Consider the following 18646-nt stretch of genomic DNA (forward strand, 5'->3'; position numbering starts at 1 on the left):
TTACGCCTCCTCCTTGACCACGCCGAAGAATTTGATGTCGCGCAGGTTGAAGGTGCGGACAAAGATCAAAAGCAGCACTTTTGTGATCGTAATGGCCGTAAACATCGAAGCCAGAACGCCGATGGCGAGCGTTACGGCAAAGCCCTTGATGGGCCCCGTGCCGAAGGTGAAGAGGATTACTGTCGTAATCAACGTCGTGATGTTGGAGTCGAAGATCGACACGAAACCCTTGCTGAACCCCGCGTTGATGGCGTTCAGGATGCTGTTTCCGTGGCCCAGTTCCTCCTTGATCCGCTCAAAAATAATGACGTTGGCGTCGACGGCCATGCCCGCCGAGAGCACGAGTCCCGCGATCCCGGGAAGCGTCAGCGTCGCGTCGATAAAATTGAGAACGCCGATCGTGATGATCCCGTAGATGGCCAGGGCAAAGTCCGCCACAATACCGGGCAGGCGATAAAAGAACAACATAAAGACGCAGATCAGGATCATGGCCAGAATCGAGGCCCGTTTGCTCTGGGCGATGGACTCTTCTCCCAAGGTAGCCCCCACGATTCGCGTCTCGGCCACTTCGGCCTTGATCGGCAAAGCGCCGGCGTTGAGCAGCGTCGCCATGGCCTTGGCCTCGTCGGGCGTATAGCGGCCGGTGATCTGGCCCCTGCCGCTGGGGATCTCGCTCTGGATCACGGGCGCGGTCTGCTCCACGCCGTCAAGGGTAATGGCCAGCTGCTTTCCGATGTTTTCTCTCGTGATGACCGCGAATTTTTCGGCCCCTTCCTGGTTCATCTCAAAGCTGATCACGGGGCGGGCCAGTTCGTCTGTCGTGACGGAAGCAGATTTGAGGGCGCTTCCGGTCAGAAGCGTCTCGCCCAGGGTCCCGTCGTCGTTTTTCAGTTTAAACTCCAAAAGGGCGGTCTTTCCGATCATTCTGACGGCCTGTTCCGTGTCCTGGATCCCGGGCAGCTCTACGATAATGCGGTTGCTCCCCGCCAGCTGCACTTCCGATTCCGCGACGCCGATCCCGTTGATCCGGCGGTCGATGACTTCCATGAGCCTGCGCATGGCGTCGGCGTCTATCTTGGTATTTTCATCCTCGACGGCCTCCAGTACGACATAGACCCCCCCTTTCAAGTCAAGGCCCTGCTTGATGGGCTTGTGCAGCGCGAGGTAGAGGGCGCCCGCGACCACAATGACCACAAACAGCAGTTTAATCCATAGTTTCTTCATGTTCTCCTCCAATCCGTAATTTGTTTTTTGTCCGTTCTTGTTCCAGAAAATTTTCCAGGATCAGGGCCGCCGCCAGCTTGTCAATGCGCTTTCTTTTTTCCGGCGCGCCTTTTTCCATGATTTCGTTCAATATCCTGTCCGCGGCGACGGTCGTATAGCGCTCGTCGCATTCATAAATCCGGGCTTCCGGCATGGCCTCTTTCAGTTTCGCGAGAAAGGCCCGCACTTTTTCCGCCTGCCTTTTTTCGGTCCCGTCAAGGCTTTTGGGTATGCCCGCCACGATATCCGCGATCCCTTCCTCAAGGCAGATTTCGCGGATCCGCCCGACGGCTTTTTCCTTCGTCCTGTGGATCACGACAAGGGGCGTCACCACAATCCCCATAGCGTCGCATTTGGCGACGCCGATCCGAACGTCTCCGATATCGAGACCGAGGTATTTTTTCCCCACGGCCTCACCCCCGGCCGAAGGCGTCGTCGATGATCCGGCGGACTTCCCTGAGGGCCTCGGGGATCATCCCGGGATCCTTTGCGCCGGCCTGGGCGAAATCGGGTCTGCCGCCGCCGTTTCCTCCGGCGGTCTGGGCCGCTTTTTTGACGAGGTCCCCGGCCTTGATCACGCCCGTGAGCCCCTTGGTCACGCCCGCCGCAAACAGCGCTTTGTCGGTCTTTGACGCGAGGAAGATCACGGCGTTCTCATGCCGGTCTTTGAGATAATCCACGGCGTAGCGCAGTTCCTCAATGGATTTTTCGGGGAAACTGCCGATGAAAATTTTCGCTCCGCCCCGGATTCCGGCCTCTTTTTCGAGGTCCTCGATTTCATATTTGAAGAGTTTTGTCTTGAGGTTCAGGATTTCTTTTTCGCCCGCCCGGATTCTGTCGAGCATCTCGTCAATTTTTTCCCTGACGTTCATGGCGTTTGTCTTCATGGTCTTTTCGATCCGGTCCAAGATCTTTTCTTTGATGGCCGCGTCATGGTAGGCGTTTAAGCCCGTCAGGGCCTCGATCCTGCGGATCCCCGCCGAAACGCCGCTTTCGCTTTCGATCTTGAAAAAGCCGATCCGGGCCGTGTTATCGACGTGGGTGCCGCCGCAGAGTTCTTTGGAAAAGTCCCCGGCGCTGACGACCCTCACGACGTCCCCGTATTTATCCTCAAAGAGCGCCTCCGCGCCTTCTTTCTTCGCTTCTTCCAGCGACATATGCCCCACGTGGACCGGAATCCCCTGGGCGATCTTGATGTTGACCAAAATCTCCACTTCCTCGAGCTCCCGTTCCGTCAAAGCGTCATAATGATTGAAGTCAAAGCGCAGTTTCTCTTTGTCGGCGTAAAAGCCCGACTGCTGCACATGGTCGCCCAGGATGAGCTTGAGGGCTTTAAACAACAGATGGGTCGCCGAATGGTTTTTCATCGTGGCAAGGCGTGTCATTTCGTCGACTTCGAGGAAATATTCCGCGCCCGCGACGGGTTTTCCCTTTTCCACGGCCACCTTGTGCATAAAGATCCCTTTTTGCTTTTGCACATCGAGGACCGTCCCCTCGAAGCCTTCCCCGGTGATCTTGCCGGCGTCGCAGTGCTGACCGCCCGATTCCGCGTAAAATGGCGTCTGGTCGAAGATCATTTGCACGGCGCCATCCCCGGCGTCCTTGACGTGGAGGAGCCTTCCGGTGTCCGTCAGCGTCTCATAGCCCGTAAAACGGGACGCGCCGTATTTGTCGTAAAAAGCCTCCAAAAAGGCGTCCTGTCCCTGCTCAAAGACGATTTCTCGGGCGAGACGCGCCTTTTCGCGCTGTTCTTCCATTTTACGATCGAATTCCTCCCGGGAGACGAGGATGCCCTTTTCCCGGCAGATTTCCTCGGTGAGCTCATAGGGAAAACCGTAGGTGTCGTAGAGTTTGAAGACCATTTCCCCTTCCATCTTAACTGCTTTTTCGGCCTTGAGCCGCTCGATTTCCAGCTCGACCAGCGTGATCCCCTGGTCGAGGGTCCGGGAAAATTTTTCTTCTTCGATCCGGATAATCTTTTTTACATGATCGCGGTTTCCCGGCAGGTCCGGATAGGCGTCCCGCATGATTTCCACGACCTTGTCGACGATCTTGTACAGGAAAAGCTCCCGCTGCCCCAAAAGCCGACCGTGGCGGACTGCCCGCCGCAGGATCCTTCTCAGGATGTAGCCCCGTCCCTCGTTGGCGGGGAGCACCCCGTCGTTGACGAGAAAGGTCACGGCCCGGGCGTGGTCGGTAATGACCTTGAGGGAGAAATTGTCCCGTTCGCTCCTCCCGTAAGCGCTTCCGGTCAGTCTTGCGGCCTCCTCGAGGATCGGAAACAGCAGGTCCGTCTCAAAATTGTTGGGTTTTTCCTGAACGACAGCGGCGATCCGCTCAAGGCCCGCCCCCGTATCGATATTTTTCTTCGGAAGAGGCTCCAAATGGCCGTCTTCGAGGCGGTTGTATTCGGTGAATACAAGATTCCAGATCTCGATAAAGCGGCTGTCGCAGTCGGGATCTCCGAGCCGCGAATTTTCCGTGCCGCCGTAGGCCGTCCCCAAGTCCACATAGATCTCGGAGCAGGGGCCGCAGGAGCCTGTGGGACCCGCCGACCACCAGTTGTCCTCTTCCCCGAAACGCACGATGCGCTCTTTGGGGAAATCGCATTCCCGGATCCAGATGTCCTCGGCCTCGTCGTCGGTGGTAAATATGCTGACCCAGAGTCGTTTTCTGTCGATGCCCAGGACTTCGGTCACAAATTCCAGAGACCAGAGGATGGCCTCTTTTTTGAAATAATCGCCGAAGGAAAAATTCCCCAGCATCTCGAAAAACGTGTGGTGCCGGGCGGTCCGACCGACGTTTTCCAGGTCGTTTGTGCGGATGGACTTCTGATAGGTCGTCACCCGCGGATAGGGGGCCTCCTTTTGGCCCAGAAAATAAGGCTTGAAGGGGACCATGCCCGCCACGGTCAGAAGCAGCGTGGGGTCGTCCGGAATTAAGGACGCGCTCTCAAAGTGCTTGTGTCCGTGCTTTTCGAAAAATTCTATAAATTTGCTCCTGATTTCATTCCCTGTCAGCAATTTTCATTTCCTCCTGATCTTTTCTCTTGTTTTTATCTTTGCCTTTTATCGTTTGTTTTTTTTTCTTTTTGTCTTCCCTTTTGTCTCCGTCAATCGCTTTCTGCCGGGTCCTATTCGAGCCGGAAATTGTCGCCGAGATAGGCTTTTCTCGCCCGCTCGTCTCCCGCGATCTCCTGCGAGGTGCCGCTCATAAGGATCTTTCCCTCGTGCATAATATAGGCCTTTTCGGTGATCGTCAGCGTCTCCCGCACGTTGTGGTCCGTGATCAGAATCCCCAGTCCCTTTCCCTTCAGGTAGCGGATGCTCTCTTGGATATCCTCCACCGCGATGGGATCGACCCCCGCGAAGGGTTCGTCCAACAGGATGAAACTCGGATTGTTGGCGATGGTCCGGGCGATTTCGATCCGCCGTCTTTCCCCGCCCGAGAGGGAATAGCCGTAAGATTTTCTGACTTGCAAGAGTTTGAATTCCTCAAGGAGCCGCTCCATGGTCTCCTTCTGTTCGGCCTTAGGGAGGCCCTTCATCTCGAGAACCGCCAGGATATTTTCCTCCACGGTCAGGTTCCGGAAGACCGAAGGTTCCTGGGCGAGATAGCCTATGCCCATATTGGCCCGCCGGTACATCGGCATATCCGTAATTTCCTCGTTGTCGCAGAGGACCCGTCCGGCGTCGGGCCTGATGATGCCGGTAATCATATAAAAGGTCGTCGTCTTTCCGGCGCCGTTGGGGCCTAAAAGCCCCACGATCTCTCCTTTGTGGACTTCGATATCCACATTGTCCACGACGCGTCTTTTTTTATAGCTCTTGCAGAGTCCCTGCGCTTCGAGATTTCTCATGTTTTTCCCCGTCCCCGCTCTTCAATTAATGCTCTCTTGATCTTTTTTCCTTCTCATTTTTTCTTCTCAGTTCTTTTTTTCTCAGTTCTTTTTTTCTCAGTTCTTTTTCTTCTTGTACTCCATATACACATTGCCCCGGGCTTTGGCCTTGCGTCCGGAAAATTCGTAGAAAACCCGGTCGGCGGCGACAATCCCTTCCGGCGACTCCAAGCGCGCGTTTCCGATGAGTTCCGCCTCTTTACGTCCGTAATGGAGCGTGGCCCGGTCTCCCGACCCCGTGGACACGTCCCCGTTTTTCGCGGTGTTTTTCAATTTGACGTCTCCGGTGAGGAGCGCCGTCTCCTGCAAAATATCGGCGTTCAAGATATGCCCTTCCGCTTCCGACAGCCCGTTTTTCTCATCGGAGCCCAGCACTCTTACCTGATCTTTGGCGTAAAGCCGCTTTTTCTCAAATTGATACTCGAGATATTCCGCGTAGGCCTCCCGCTCCTTTTGTTTGAGACTCACGCTTTCTTCGGCCTCAACGCGGGCCGGGACATAATTTTTCCCCTCTTTTTTGAGAAACACCCGGGCTGTTCCGCCCGCAAAATCTGTCGTTTCTCCGTCTGTCGTCCGTCTTGCGGTGACGTTTCCGGTAAAATCCATTCGCAACTCCGATAGCCTGCCCGCTATGGCGTCGGCTTCCAGAAAGTCCCCGTTTTGCCCGGAAATTGCGATGGGCTTTCCGGCCAACTCCCCGCTTTGCTTTCCGTAGCGGAGCCGATCCCCTTTGGCCTTATAGATTTCATAGCTTGCCGTATATCCCGCTTCCGCTTCGATTTCTTCCGTTTTCTTATAGTAGATGAGCCGCGTCCCTTGGAGGACATTGCCCGGGACCGCTCTGCTCCGGATCACGGCGTTTCCCGAAAGCGTCATCTTTTCTCCCGGAAAATCATACCAGGCCTCGTCGGCGGTAATGTGATACGCCTCATAGTCGGCCACAAGGCTTTTTCCCTTGAAGAGCGCGCTGTTGTTGTCGTAGATCCCGCCCTGCAGCGTCCCCGCGAAACTCCCGTCGCGGCTTTTGGCCCGGATCTCGTCAGGTAGCGTCACCAGCTCCGTCGTGAGATCATAGACGCCGTTGGTCGTTTCGGCGTAGATTTTTTCATTTTCCAGCGTGACAGCCCCGGTGATCCGGATTTCCTTATCCTTCAAAAATGTACATTTTTCGGCGATAATCTTTGTGCCCTGGGCGTTTTCGATAAGGATCCTGCTCCCCACGTCGCCGTAGCCGCTTTCCTCGCTGTAGGTGAGGTCGCGGCCGTAGGCCTCGAAATTCTTCCCGCTGACCCTGACGTCCCCTTCATCGATAAACTCGCCTTTTTCGGCGTTATAAAGGGCGTCTGTCCCTTTGTAGGTCATTTCCTTTTTCTTCATGTAGACGCTGTAGTCGCCCCGAATCAGGGAATCGGTCCCCTTCTCGTGATATTCCACATAGGGGGCCCTCAAAATATAGCTGTCGTTTTCGACATAAGCGGCGCCGTCGAGAATATAGGTTTCCTTCAGGCGGTCCGCCGTGATTTTCTCCCCCTCGACGCGCTGACGCTTCTCCTTATCCAGAATCCACGCGCCGGAGAGCTCCCCGGCCTTTTCGTCGGCCCGGTAGAGGGCCGCTTTGCCCTCGCTTTCCCAGCGGGGTCCCGCGAAGGTATAAGGATTCCCGATCGTGGCTACCCGCGCCGTCAGGTCATAAACGATATTTTTTGTACATAATTCGCCCTCGACCGATTGGTAGCGGACCTTGTCTTTGGCTTTGATCTCCACGGTATTTTTGTCGTTGTCAAAAATGATCTCGTTTCCCTGGAGTTTCTCCCCTTTGGCCGAAGTGAGCTCCAATTTTCCGTCTTCTCCCAGCAGATAAAGTTTTTTTTCGGAAATCCGGTATTCCCCCCGCTGTGCCTTCATGCCGTATTCGGCGTTTCCGCCCGAGACGGGACCGTCGATGTAAACGATATCCCCCATGGGTCCCCGCCGGATCCTCTCGGCCCGGATCGTGTAGCCGCCCCCTTCAAAGCTCACGTCTTTCGTGATCTCAAAGGATTCGTCGGCCTCGTTCATGACGAGTCTGCCGCCGTTCAGGCGGATTCCCCGGTACAGCAGGTGAAAGGGATCTTCGCTGCGGATTTGTTTTGTCCCGATATGATAATACAGGCGTTTGAATTCCCCGCCTATGCTGTTGTTGTCCTTGTCGTAGCCGCTGACTTCGATTTTTCCCGAAAGGACAAGCTCCTTCGTCTTGTCGCTGTAATCCCCGCTGTCGCCGGTGATTGTCACTTTTCCGGTCGAGATCTCGACGTCCTCCCGCATTTCCATAAACGTCACCTTGGCGTCACTTCGGTAACGCCTGCTGGAAATCGAGAGGTCCCGGTTCATGTCCCGGGCCTTTACCCCTTCGTCGGAGCTGATCTCGTCTTTGGCTTTGTGATAGTAAAGCTGCTCCGAATTGAGCCGCCAGCCGCTTTCGCTTTCGCCCTCGATATTTTTTCTCAGGCTCACGTTGTTTTCCTTGTCCATCTCCATGTTGTCCGCCCGGAGGATCGTCCCTTTCTTCAGGAGTTTCAGCTCTCCGTCGGCAAAAAACGTGTCCTTGGATTTGAGAAAATCCGTCTGTTTCGCGGCCGTCACGTGGTAATCCTCGTTTTCGTAGACGGCGTTTGTGGTCTCGATCCGCTGGTTGGCGTCGTCGGGCAGATTTTCCTCCCGGAAATAATTGAAATACACGAGGATTCCCGCGATCAGAAAAAGCGCTATGGCGATTGTTTTTTTTCTCATGGCCCGCATCACTTCCGCTTGTCAGAGCATTTTTTTCCACTGGCTGATTTTCATCAGCGCCTCCAAGGGCGTCAGATTGTCGGCGTCCGTATCCTTGAGGAGCGAAAGGACAAGTCTTTCCTTTGTTTCCCGCTCCCGTTCCCGGGACCGTTCCGCTTCCCTTTCCCGCAGGCGTCCGTAGTCGCCGGTTCCCGATCCGGGCAGATCCGCCGCTTCAAAGAGCTGGAGCTGACTGCCGTCTATCCGGCTTTCGATCAGTTCTTTTCTGTCCTCAAGCTTGTGGAGGATTTCCCGGGACCGGAGCAGAATCTCCCTCGGAAGGCCCGCCATCCTAGCGACTTCGATGCCGTAGGACTTGTCGGCGCCACCCTTGACGATTTCCCTGAGAAACAGGATCTCCGTCCCCGCTTCCCTGACCTCTATGCGGTAATTGGCCGCCCGCCGGAGTTTTTCCTCCAGCTGGGTCAGCTCGTGATAGTGGGTCGCGAAGATGGTTTTGGCGTTGATTTTTTCGTGAATGTATTCCGTAATGGCGGTCGCGATGGAGATTCCGTCAAAGGTTGACGTTCCGCGGCCGATTTCGTCAAGGAGGATAAAGGAGCTTTCCGTGGCGCTGTTGACGATATTGGCCACCTCGCTCATCTCCAGCATAAATGTCGACTGCCCCGAAAGGAGGTCGTCGCTGGCCCCGATCCGCGTAAAGATCTTGTCGGTCACGGGGATCCGCGCCGCGTCCGCCGGCACATAGCAGCCCATATGGGCCATGATGAGGATCAGCGCGATCTGCTTCATGTAGGTGGACTTTCCCGACATGTTGGGTCCGGTCAGGATAATCAGCTTTTTTTCCGCCGTGAATTCCACGTTGTTTTTGACGTATTCCCCGGGGGGAATGAGTTTTTCCACGACCGGATGGCGCCCTCCCGTCACGGAAAGGCTCGTGCCTTCGACGATCTCGGGCCGCGTGTAGTTGTTTTTCACGGCCACATGGGCAAAATCCGCGATGACGTCAAGCCAGGCGATCCGGTAGGCGAGGTCGAGCAGTTCCTTCCGATGGGTTTTGATTTCATTGGTCAGCGCCTTAAACAGGGTATATTCCAGCTCGGCCGTCTTTTCGTCGGCCGAAAGGATTTTTTCCTCAAGGTCCTTCAGCTCGGGCAGCGTGTAGCGCTCGGCGTTGACCAGCGTCTGCCGCCTGATGTATTCGGGCGGGACGAGTTTTTCGTTTGTCTTGGTGATTTCGATAAAATAGCCGAACACTTTGTTATATTTGACTTTGAGACCCTTGATGCCGGTTTTTTCCCGCTCCCTCGCTTCCAGCTCCGCGAGATAGTCCCTGCCGTTTCGGGAAATGTCGTGTAACTCATCCAATTCCGCGTCACAGCCCGCTTTGATCATGCCCCCTTCCCGCACGGAAAAGGGCGGATCCTCCACGAGGGTCCGGTCGATGACGTCGGCAATGGCCCCCAAGCCTTGGGCGTCCACGGGAAAACTCAGCTTGTCTTTCAGGATTTCAGCCAGGGCCAGGGCGTTCCGGATCGAGAGTTTGAGGGCCGTGAGGTCCTTGCCGTTTTCGTTTCCGAGCACGAGCTTTCCCATGATCCGCTCTATGTCATAAATCTCCCTGAGGCCCTTTCTGACGTCTTCCCGCAGGATCACGTCATCGACGAAAAAGGCCGTTTCCCTTTGTCTTTTTTCGATTTCTCCCCGGTCCAGGACCGGATTTTTCAAAAATACCTTGAGGAGCCGGGAGCCCATGGCTGTCACGCATTGGTCGAGAACCCAGATCAATGTCCCGTAAGTTCCCTTTTCCCGATAGCTTTCGAAGAGTTCAAGATTTTTCTGGGTGTTGACGTTTAGCTCCATGAGCCCGTCGGGATTCGTGTAGACGATTTTTTCGACGGGGAGCGCGTTTCCCTTCTGGAGCTCGTCGAGATAAGACAGCAGCATGGCGCTGACCGACAGCGCCTCCGCTTTTCCGGCAAGGCCGAAGCTTTCCACGGAAACCACGTGAAACCAGTCTTTGATATAGCGGGCGGCGTCTTTCACTTCTTCCCGGCTGCCCGTGGTCACGTTATCCAGGGCGGCCGCGCCCGCCAATTTTCCGGCGTAGGCGCCGTAGGTTTTTTCCTCAAGGAGAATCTCCCGGGGTTTGATTTTGTTGATTTCCCCCAAAAGCCTGAAGAAGAGATTGGCCCCTTTGAGCTCCGCGGCCCGAAATTCCCCGGTTGTGACGTCTACCCAGGCCAGGGCGCACGTCGTCTCCGTGAGCTTTATCCCGAGCAGATAGTTGTTTGTTTTTTCATCGAGGTATTCGGGGTCTATGATCGTCCCGGGCGTCACGATCCGGGTCACGGCCCGTTTGACGATCCCTTTGGCAAAACGCGGATCTTCGGTCTGATCGCAAATGGCGACCTTGTAGCCTCTGGCCAGAAGTTTCGCGAGATATCCCCCGATCGCGTGGTGGGGAACGCCCGCAAGCGGCACGTCGATCCCTTTTTCCTTGTTCCGTTTCGTGAGCGTCAGGCCCAGTTCCCGGGAGGCCGTCACGGCGTCCTCAAAAAACATTTCATAAAAATCGCCCATGCGGTAAAACAGCAGGCAATCGCTGTGTTGCGCTTTGATTTCCTTATATTGCCTCATGAGCGGGGTTTCCTCAGGCATGGCGGGACTCCTCGTTTGTGACGTTTTCCGCTTCAAGCTCCCGGGCATAGGCCGCAAGGGCGGCTTCGATTTCCCCGTAGTCTTCCATGCGGTTCAGGCGGTTTTTGAGGACCGCGCTGTTCCGGAGCCCTTTGAGATACCAGCAAAGGTGTTTCCGGAGCTCGTAGACAAAGGGCGCGCCGGGGTTGTCCGCCCGGGTCAGCCGCGTATGCGCCACGGCCATGGCGATTCTTTCCGACGCCGATATTTCTTCGCTTTCGCGTCCTGTTTCAAAATATGTCCGGATGTCCCCGATGAGCCAGGGATTGCCCAAAATGCCGCGGGCCAGCATGACGCCGTCGGCATGGGACGACGCGATTTTTTCAACGGCGTCCCGGACCGTATAAATGTCGCCGTTTCCGATCACGGGGATAGCAACGCTTTCCTTGAGCCGCCGTACGCAGTCCCAATCGGCCGCGCCCGTATACAGCTGCTCCCGGGTGCGCCCGTGGAGCGTCACATGGGTCAGGCCCAGCTCTTCGGCGATTTTTCCGATTGCGAGATAGGTTTTTTCGCCGCGGATTCCGGTCCGGATTTTGATCGAAAGTCGCGCGTCGGGTCCCGCCGCGCTTTTCATTTCCGAAAGGATGGCCCGGACAAGGTCGGGATCGGCCATGAGCGCCGCGCCGTTTCCCGAATGAACGATTTTTTTCATGGGACAGCCCGCGTTCAAGTCAATATCTCTGACGCCCATTTCCGTGAGCTTTTTCGCGCAAAGGGCGGCCAGTTTCGGGTCGTGCCCGAAGATCTGCACGCCGTCCCCCGGATGTCGCCGGAGCATTTTCCCCAAGGTCTTTTCGGATCCGTGGGCCATGGCGTCGACGCTGATCATTTCCGTCCAGGTCATATCAGGCGAAAAGCGGCGCAATATGCCGCGGTACGTATAATCGGTCACACCGGCCATGGGCGCCGTAAAAATTTTGATCATAGAAAAAGTTTCCTCGCGAATTTTGACGATACTAACTATAGATTTTAGCACATTTATTGGTTTTTTTCAATGTTTTCCGGCAGTTTTTTTGCTTTTTTCTCTTTTTCGGGGCTTCTTTTTTTCCGCGTTTTGTGATATAATGGGCGAAACGGCGCGTCACGGCGATTTTGGCCGCCGATCCCCGAAAGGATGTGGGAAACATGAAAAAGACAAACGCCCTGCGAGAGCTGGACCGGGCGAAAATCCCTTACGGAACAAGAGAATACGCCGTCGACGAAAACGATCTCTCGGCGACTTCCGTGGCCCTCAAGACCGGCGAGGATCTCGCCCGGGTGTTCAAAACCCTGGTTTTGACCGATGAAAAACGGGAAATGCTCGTGGCCTGCATCCCCGGCGCCGATTCCGTGGATCTCAAAAAACTGGCCAAAGCGGCCGGCGTAAAGCGCGTCGAAATGCTCCCCCTGAAGGATCTTTTCCCGATGACGGGCTATCTCCGGGGCGGCTGCTCCCCTGTGGGGATCACGAAGCGTCACCGAACCTTCTTGCATGAAAGCGCCCTCCGCCATGAAAAAATTCTCGTTAGCGCGGGCCTGCGGGGTCTTCAGGCGGAACTTTCCCCCAAGGACCTGGCCGCGCACCTTCAGGCCGTCTGCGCCGATATCGTCCTGTGAACCCCCGCGCTTTCGCGCGAAACCCATCATACACCAAGGAGGCCCTATGCTGAAAAAACTATCCTTAGGCAATTTCCCTACGAAGATCGAGCCGCTGCCCAAGCTCTCGGCGGAGCTGGGGAAATCACTCTACATCAAAAGGGACGACCAGACCGGAACGGAATTTTCCGGAAACAAGATCCGAAAACTGGAATACGCCGTGGCGGAAGCCCTGGAACAGGGCGCGACGACCCTCATCACCTGCGGCGGCATCCAGTCCAACCACTGCCGGGCCACGGCGGCCGCCGCCGTTCGTCTGGGGCTAAAGTCCATCCTCGTCCTCCGCTCGGACGAAGCGCCCAAGGTCGAAGGCAACTATCTCCTGGATTTGCTCCTGGGGGCGGAAATCAGACTGATCTCAAGCCAAGACTACGCCGAGCGCCTGCCGGAGATACTCACAGACATCGCCGCCGGGCTTCCGAAAAAAGGGGAAAAGGGCTATATCATGCCAAGCGGCGCGTCCAACGGCGTCGGCATGCTCGGCTATTTTTCGGCTTTTCAGGAAATCACGGCCCAGGAAGAGGCCATGGGCATCCGCTTTGACACCATCGTCTGCGCCGCGGGCTCGGGCGGCACTTACGCCGGGCTTTGCGCCGCCAACAAAGTTTCAGGGAAGGGGAAGGACATCCTGGGCGTCTGCGTCGGCGGTAACGCGGCTTCTTTTGTCGGCAAATGCGCGGAAATCGCCGAAGAAAGCAAAAAATATCTCGATTTGCCCGATCTTTCGCTCACCCCCGCCGATATCCACATCGTCGACGGCTATGTGGGCCGAGGTTACGCCCTTTCCACCCCGGAGGAACTCGCTTTTATCCGGAAGGTGGCCTCCACCGAAGGGATCGTCGTGGATCCGGTCTACACCGGAAAGACGCTCTACGGGCTCTGGCACGAGATCAAAAAGGGAAACCTCCCCAAGGCGAAAAACATCCTGTTCATTCATACGGGCGGTCTTTTCGGCCTTTTCCCGAAACAGGACGAATTCGGTCTCTAAAAGAATCGAGCGGAAAAAAAGGCCCGCGCCCCGTGCGCGAGCCTTTTTTCTCTATTTCGTTTCAAGTTCGTTTCATGCGCAATGTTTTGAAAGGATTTCCTTCAACTGGCTCCTGGAAATAAGCCCCGTCAGCTGGTCCACGGCCTTTCCTTCCTTGAGGATCACCATGGACGGCACGCTCTTGATGCCGAAGCGGCCGGCGAGACCGGGATTGTCGTCCACATCCACTTTATAGACCGTCGTCTGCGTTTCTTTCGAGATTTCCTCCACGATGGGCCCCATGACCTTGCAGGGTCCGCACCAGTCCGCCCAGAACTCCAGGAGCACCACCTGTCCGGGATTAAACATGCCGGCGTCAAAGGTGCTGTCATTCAGATTTACCAAACCATACATCCGATTCCTCCTTCTCTCTTGCCGGATTTTCAGCGCATTTCCGGCGTTTTCACGTTTGATTTTATTGTATCGGGAAATCCGGAAAAAGGCAAGTTTTTTTCTTTGCGTGTTTTCCGGATTTTTCGGGTTTGGTCTTCAATTTTGTATTGATTTCGATACAGAGATTTTATTTTTGATACAGTTTTTGAACTTTTTCCGGATTTTTTCTCCCCGATCGGAGAGAAAAAAAGTTCCTCCCTTTTTACGGATTCATGTCATTTTGTTCTGTTTTTAACCGTTTTGGATTTCCCGGCGCTCCTTGTTCCGTTCGGCCTGGGATTTCCCGGCGTATCGGGCCTCAAGGGAAAAAAGCTTGTCGGGCGTCCGCGACATCGCGATCCGGGCGATCGTTCCAGCGCCGGGAATCGTCAAAATTTCCGGCGCCACAAGCGCTTTTTCGTCAAACCGCGCGCGGATTCGCTCCGCGTTGACCAGGGCGCCTTCTCCGGTAAAGAGCGTCTCTTTCGAGGGGTCCAGGGCGTCCAGCAGCGCGTCAATGTCTATATTTTCAATCTCTCCGGTCCTTTCGGGAAACTCCGCGGCCCCGTAGGCGTAGCGGGCCGCGTACACGCGTCCGCCCCGGGCGTCCAGCATGGGGACAATCTCCTCTCCCCGGCGGGCAATCTGCGCCGCCAGAACATCCAGCGTGGATACCCCGACGATATCCTTTCCGCACGCGTAACAAAGTCCTTTGGCAAGGGCGAGACCGATCCGTATGCCCGTATAGGAACCGGGCCCCACCGTAACCGCAACCCGGTCGATTTCGCCGATTTTCCGCTCCGTCAGCTCAAACAGCGTTTCGATCAGCTTTGTCGCCACGGCCGAATGATTGGTCCCGGGCCTTACGGTAAGCTCCCCCAGAAGCCCCCTTCCGCTTTCGTAAAGGGCCGCGCTCCCGGTCTTTGATGCCGTATCAATGGCCAATATCAGCAATGTTCTTCTCCCTCCTTCTTTCCCGTGAAACGGATTTCCACGATCCGCTTTTCTTCGTTTGCGGCGCCGCCCGCCGCCCCGTCTTCGGGGACGTAGCAAAACCGTATCCGCGTAAACGCTTCAGGCAGGTAGTCCGCGATCCGCTCCCCCCACTCGAGGAGAGCCACGCCGTCTCCGCCCACATATTCGTCATAGCCGATCTCAAAAATCTCGGCGGGGTCCGCGATCCGGTAGCAGTCAAAGTGATAAAGCGGAAGCCGCCCGTCCCTGTATTCGAGCACATAGTTAAACGTCGGGCTTTTGACGCTTCCCCTGACGCCGAGACCCTTGGCGAAGGCCCGGGCGAAAGCCGTTTTCCCCGTCCCCAGCTCGCCCTCAAGGACGATGACGTCGCCGGGCCGGGCTTTTTCGGCAAAATCCTTGGCCAGGGCGTTAATTTCATCAAAACTCATGATCTTTTTCACGGCTATTTCTCTCCTTCGGCGCGACCGGCCTCTTGGATTGCGGCTATGGTCGCCGTCGTCGATTTTCCCGGCACAAAGGATAAAATCCGCACTTCCCCGCCGTTTTTTTCGACAACGGCCGTCTCGGGAAGCGCATCTTTTGTGTAATCGCCGCCCTTCACATGGACGGCGGGTTTGAGTTCGTCAAGGAGAGCTGTCGGCGTCTCCTCGGAAAAGATCACGACGTCGCAGACGGGTTTGAGCCCGTCCAAAAGCTCCGCCCGGTCCGCTTCCCCGTTGACGGGCCGCGCGGGTCCTTTGATTTTTTTGACCGATTCGTCGGAATTGAGGCCGACGATCAGATAATCGCCCTGTTTTCTCGCTTCCGTCAGGTAGCGCAGATGCCCCGTGTGCAGAATATCAAAAACCCCGTTGGTGAAAACGGTCACTTTGCCCCGCGCCTTGAGCCGGGCAACGGTCGCCGCCGCTTCCGCTCTGGTGAGTATCATGTGATTTTCGCCTCCCCGCCTGCCTTGAGCCTTTCGCAAAGATCGTAGATCATCCCCGCCGTGAGGCCCCAGACGACTTCCCCCTCGTATTCCCAAAAAAAGACGTCCCGCGCGAATCCTCCCCAGGGTCTGTGATAATGCTCGGGGATGTTGCTCCCCATCATATAGGCCGAAGGGAGGTTTTGCGTTTTGATTTTTTCCCGTCTCGGCGGCGTCCGGAGAAAAAAGTCCAGCGGAATCGCAAGGATCCGTTCCACTTCGCTCTTTTGCGGGGAGAATTGCGCCGGATCCCCGATCTTGAGACGCCCCAGATAGCAATGGATCATGGAGCCGAAGGGGGTCAGCTGGGCGCCGTATTTTCCGGCAATTTCAATGTCTTCGGCCCCTATGCCCAATTCTTCGACAGTCTCCCGGATCGCCGCCGCCCGCGGGTCTTTGTCACAGGCTTCCACGGCGCCGCCCGGAAAGGAAATTTCTCCGGCCTGCCGGATCCCGGCCGCCCGTTTTTCAAGGATAAGCGAAAATCCTCCATCCAGCTCGGCCGTTGCCATCAGGACCGCGAAATGGAGGAAATTTTTTTCCCCGATGATATAGCGCTCGTTGCCGGTGAGCGCCTTCACGCTGCTCCAGTCCATAACGCCCCGTTATTTTGTCCCGAAGATCCGGTCGCCGCAGTCGCCCAGTCCCGGGTAAATATAGCCTTTGTCGTTCAGACCCTGGTCGATTTTGGCCGTATAGATATCGACGTTGGGATGATTGTTCAATAATTTGGAAAGCCCCTCGGGCGCCGCCACGAGACACATGAAGATCGTGTCCTTTTCCTTGACGCCGACGTTTTTCAGATAATTGATCGCGTAGACGGCCGATCCGCCGGTAGCCAGCATGGGATCGACGACGATGACCTTTCTCGTGAGGATGTCCTCAGGGAGCTTGCAGTAATAATAGACGGGCTCAAGGGTCTCCTCGTTGCGGTAGACGCCGATATGTCCGACTTTTGCCGTCGGCAGCAGATCGAGGATCCCGTCCACCATGCCCAGCCCCGCCCGGAGGATGGGGACGATGGCGACTTTTTCGCTGAGCGTATAGCCCGTCATGCGCATAAGGGGCGTCGTGACTTCGAATTCATCGACTTTCAGCCCCTTGGTGGCCTCGTAGGTCATGAGCTTCGCGATTTCGTTGAGATTTTCCCGGAATGATTTCGTGTCGGTTTCGATGCTTCTGAGGATCGTCAGCTTATGCTGGATCAGCGGGTGATTGATTTCGATTACTGCCATGTTCCCTCCTTTGCCCTGTCTATGAGAAAAAGACGGTCTGCCTCGCAAACCGTCAAAAATTCTAATTTCCCTGTCTGTTATATTTCTTGTTGAATTTATCCACGCGGCCCGCGGCGTCGACGAACTTGGCTTTTCCCGTATAGAAAGGATGGCACTTGGAACAAACAGCCAGCTTCAAACCGTCTGTTTTTCCGTACGTGGACATAATTTGAAATTTTTCTCCGCAGGAACATTCGACATCTACCAGATGGTAATCCGGATGAATTCCCTTTTTCATGTTTTCACCTTCCCGTCTTTTTCTTTAGAATCCGAAAAATATTATATCATAATTCTGGAACTTTTACAAGATTTTTATTTTTTCATTTTTCGGGTGACTTTTGGGCGCAAATGCGCTATAATGTAAAAAAACCATTTTTGGAATGGATGATTTTTCTTTGCGCGGGAGGACCTTTTGGGTAAAATTTACGGCTGGTACCTTGAAATTGAGGGAAAAAATGGGCTTTGCGAGACCTGGGAGGAATGCAGGGCAAGGGTCGCCGGGAAAAAAGCCCGCTACAAATCCTTTGTTTCCCGCGAGGCTTGCGAGGCCTGGCTCGCGGTGGGCGCTCCCTATGAAAAGAAAAAACCGCCCGAGGCGCTTTCCCCCGGGATCTACTTTGACGCGGGCACCGGCAGAGGCCTGGGCGTCGAGGTCAGGGTCACCGACGAAAGCGGGCGCTCCCTCATCAAAAGCGATTTTCACGCTTTTCCCAAAAATGAATTCGACAACATTTTTTTGGGAAAGGAGCGGACGAACAATTTCGGCGAATTGCTGGGCCTTGCCATTGCCTTGACGATCGCCGGGGAAAAAAAGATCCGCGCCGTTTTCGGCGACAGCCGCCTGGTGATCGATTTCTGGTCCAGAGGGCGCTGCCATGAGGAAAATCTCGATCCGGACACCGTCAAGCTCATTTCCTGGGTAGCCCGGCAGCGAAGCAAATTTGAAGCCCTCGGGGGGGCGGTTTCCCATATCCCGGGAGATCTCAATCCCGCCGATCTGGGATTCCATAAATAAGCACAAAAAGGAGGGGTCATGCAAGAAGCCTTTAAACTGTTCGGAGCGGCGCACATCCTGATGATGGTCCTGGGCATCGTGGGGGTCGTCGTGGCGCTGTTTCTGTCCAACGTCAACTACCGCCTGTTTCCCAAGATCCTGGCCGTCCTGATTTTGATGACAAAGGTCGGGGAACTGGCCTACCGGCATACGATCTTTCACGAGCCGATAACGAATCTGCTGCCTTTGCATCTGTGCAACATCTCCCTGCTGCTGGCCATCGCGGTCATCCTTTTCGAGTCGAAATTCCTGTTCCAGCTGCTGTACTACTGGTCTGTGGGGGCGGTCTTCGCGATCCTGACGCCAGAAGTCAAGGTTCCGGTCACGAATTTTGTCTCCATGAGCTTTTTCGCGACCCATTTCTTTATCCTCTACGCGCCGCTCTGCTGCATCTTCATCTACAAGATGAAACCTACAAAATCAGGGCTTTGGGCGTCTTTCGTGGCGCTGAACCTCCTTTGCGTGGCGGTCTATTTCATCAACCGCAAACTGGGGACCAATTTTATGTATATCAACGGCATGCCCGATTTCAAGTCGCCGCTGCAATTCATGGGCAAATGGCCCTATTACATTATCGGCATGGAGGTTCTGTTCCTTTTGCTGGCGCACCTGATGGCGATCCCCTTCCGGAAGCCCAAGCGCTCGCAATATTTTTACCGGAGGTAAGAAAACCGCTAAGCGCAAAATAAAAAAACGCCTGTCC

General features: G+C 55.4%; 18 protein-coding genes. 4 read left to right on the top strand and 14 right to left on the bottom strand.

Annotated features, from left to right (window positions below):
- The 7 genes from secD to dusB form a co-directional block, all read right to left on the bottom strand.
- Positions 1-1224, bottom strand: coding sequence for a protein translocase subunit SecD (secD, locus tag LBQ97_01995; GenBank protein ID MDR1831490.1), 1224 nt, complete (start codon positions 1222-1224; stop codon positions 1-3).
- Positions 1205-1672, bottom strand: coding sequence for a Holliday junction resolvase RuvX (ruvX, locus tag LBQ97_02000; GenBank protein MDR1831491.1), 468 nt, complete (start codon positions 1670-1672; stop codon positions 1205-1207). Before ruvX ends, secD begins: the two co-directional genes overlap by 20 nt.
- Positions 1673-1676: 4 nt before the next feature.
- Positions 1677-4286, bottom strand: coding sequence for an alanine--tRNA ligase (gene alaS, locus LBQ97_02005; GenBank protein ID MDR1831492.1), 2610 nt, complete (start codon positions 4284-4286; stop codon positions 1677-1679).
- A gap of 110 nt (positions 4287-4396) precedes the next feature.
- A complete protein-coding gene (gene lptB, locus LBQ97_02010) occupies positions 4397-5122 on the bottom strand; it encodes an LPS export ABC transporter ATP-binding protein (GenBank protein MDR1831493.1) in 726 nt (241 codons plus the stop codon).
- Between the two features lie 96 nt (positions 5123-5218).
- A complete protein-coding gene (gene lptC, locus LBQ97_02015) occupies positions 5219-7933 on the bottom strand; it encodes an LPS export ABC transporter periplasmic protein LptC (GenBank protein MDR1831494.1) in 2715 nt (904 codons plus the stop codon).
- A gap of 21 nt (positions 7934-7954) precedes the next feature.
- Positions 7955-10594: a DNA mismatch repair protein MutS gene (mutS, locus tag LBQ97_02020; protein ID MDR1831495.1), complete on the bottom strand. Its 2640-nt coding sequence runs from the start codon at positions 10592-10594 to the stop codon at positions 7955-7957.
- On the bottom strand, positions 10587-11561 hold the full coding sequence (dusB, locus tag LBQ97_02025; GenBank protein MDR1831496.1) for a tRNA dihydrouridine synthase DusB: 975 nt from the start codon (positions 11559-11561) through the stop codon (positions 10587-10589). Before dusB ends, mutS begins: the two co-directional genes overlap by 8 nt.
- A 200-nt stretch (positions 11562-11761) precedes the next feature.
- Between dusB and ybaK the strand changes: the two genes are divergently transcribed.
- On the top strand, positions 11762-12232 hold the full coding sequence (ybaK, locus tag LBQ97_02030; GenBank protein ID MDR1831497.1) for a Cys-tRNA(Pro) deacylase: 471 nt from the start codon (positions 11762-11764) through the stop codon (positions 12230-12232).
- A gap of 46 nt (positions 12233-12278) precedes the next feature.
- Positions 12279-13259 carry a D-cysteine desulfhydrase family protein gene (locus LBQ97_02035; protein MDR1831498.1) on the top strand — a complete coding sequence of 327 codons (981 nt, stop codon included), beginning with the start codon at positions 12279-12281 and terminating at the stop codon, positions 13257-13259.
- Between the two features lie 72 nt (positions 13260-13331).
- Here LBQ97_02035 and trxA read toward each other — a convergent pair whose 3' ends face one another.
- The 7 genes from trxA to rpmE form a co-directional block, all read right to left on the bottom strand.
- Positions 13332-13652 carry a thioredoxin gene (gene trxA, locus LBQ97_02040; protein ID MDR1831499.1) on the bottom strand — a complete coding sequence of 107 codons (321 nt, stop codon included), beginning with the start codon at positions 13650-13652 and terminating at the stop codon, positions 13332-13334.
- Between the two features lie 270 nt (positions 13653-13922).
- Positions 13923-14624: a tRNA (adenosine(37)-N6)-threonylcarbamoyltransferase complex dimerization subunit type 1 TsaB gene (gene tsaB, locus LBQ97_02045; protein MDR1831500.1), complete on the bottom strand. Its 702-nt coding sequence runs from the start codon at positions 14622-14624 to the stop codon at positions 13923-13925.
- Positions 14618-15076 carry a tRNA (adenosine(37)-N6)-threonylcarbamoyltransferase complex ATPase subunit type 1 TsaE gene (tsaE, locus tag LBQ97_02050; protein MDR1831501.1) on the bottom strand — a complete coding sequence of 153 codons (459 nt, stop codon included), beginning with the start codon at positions 15074-15076 and terminating at the stop codon, positions 14618-14620. The genes tsaB and tsaE overlap by 7 nt, the downstream gene beginning before the upstream one ends.
- Positions 15077-15090: 14 nt before the next feature.
- Positions 15091-15576: a D-glycero-beta-D-manno-heptose 1-phosphate adenylyltransferase gene (gene rfaE2 / locus LBQ97_02055; GenBank protein MDR1831502.1), complete on the bottom strand. Its 486-nt coding sequence runs from the start codon at positions 15574-15576 to the stop codon at positions 15091-15093.
- Entirely contained in the window at positions 15573-16211 is a 639-nt protein-coding gene (locus tag LBQ97_02060) for a CoA pyrophosphatase (GenBank protein ID MDR1831503.1), read from the bottom strand. Before LBQ97_02060 ends, rfaE2 begins: the two co-directional genes overlap by 4 nt.
- 9 nt (positions 16212-16220) lie before the next feature.
- Positions 16221-16850: a uracil phosphoribosyltransferase gene (gene upp / locus LBQ97_02065; protein MDR1831504.1), complete on the bottom strand. Its 630-nt coding sequence runs from the start codon at positions 16848-16850 to the stop codon at positions 16221-16223.
- Positions 16851-16911: 61 nt separating this feature from the next.
- Positions 16912-17127 (bottom strand): 50S ribosomal protein L31, encoded by a 216-nt coding sequence (rpmE, locus tag LBQ97_02070; protein ID MDR1831505.1) that lies wholly within the window; start codon positions 17125-17127, stop codon positions 16912-16914.
- A 174-nt stretch (positions 17128-17301) separates the two neighbouring features.
- Here rpmE and LBQ97_02075 point away from each other — a divergent pair, with 174 nt between their 5' ends.
- Both LBQ97_02075 and LBQ97_02080 read left to right on the top strand, forming a co-directional pair.
- The gene (locus LBQ97_02075) at positions 17302-17904 is read left to right on the top strand and encodes a ribonuclease H family protein (GenBank protein MDR1831506.1); all 603 of its coding nucleotides are present in this window, start codon (positions 17302-17304) and stop codon (positions 17902-17904) included.
- Between the two features lie 18 nt (positions 17905-17922).
- On the top strand, positions 17923-18609 hold the full coding sequence (locus tag LBQ97_02080) for a TIGR02206 family membrane protein (GenBank protein MDR1831507.1): 687 nt from the start codon (positions 17923-17925) through the stop codon (positions 18607-18609).
- Positions 18610-18646 lie beyond the last annotated feature (37 nt).

Source organism: Fusobacteriaceae bacterium (assembly GCA_031272775.1).
In the GTDB taxonomy this organism is placed as follows: Bacteria; Fusobacteriota; Fusobacteriia; order Fusobacteriales; family Fusobacteriaceae; genus JAISST01.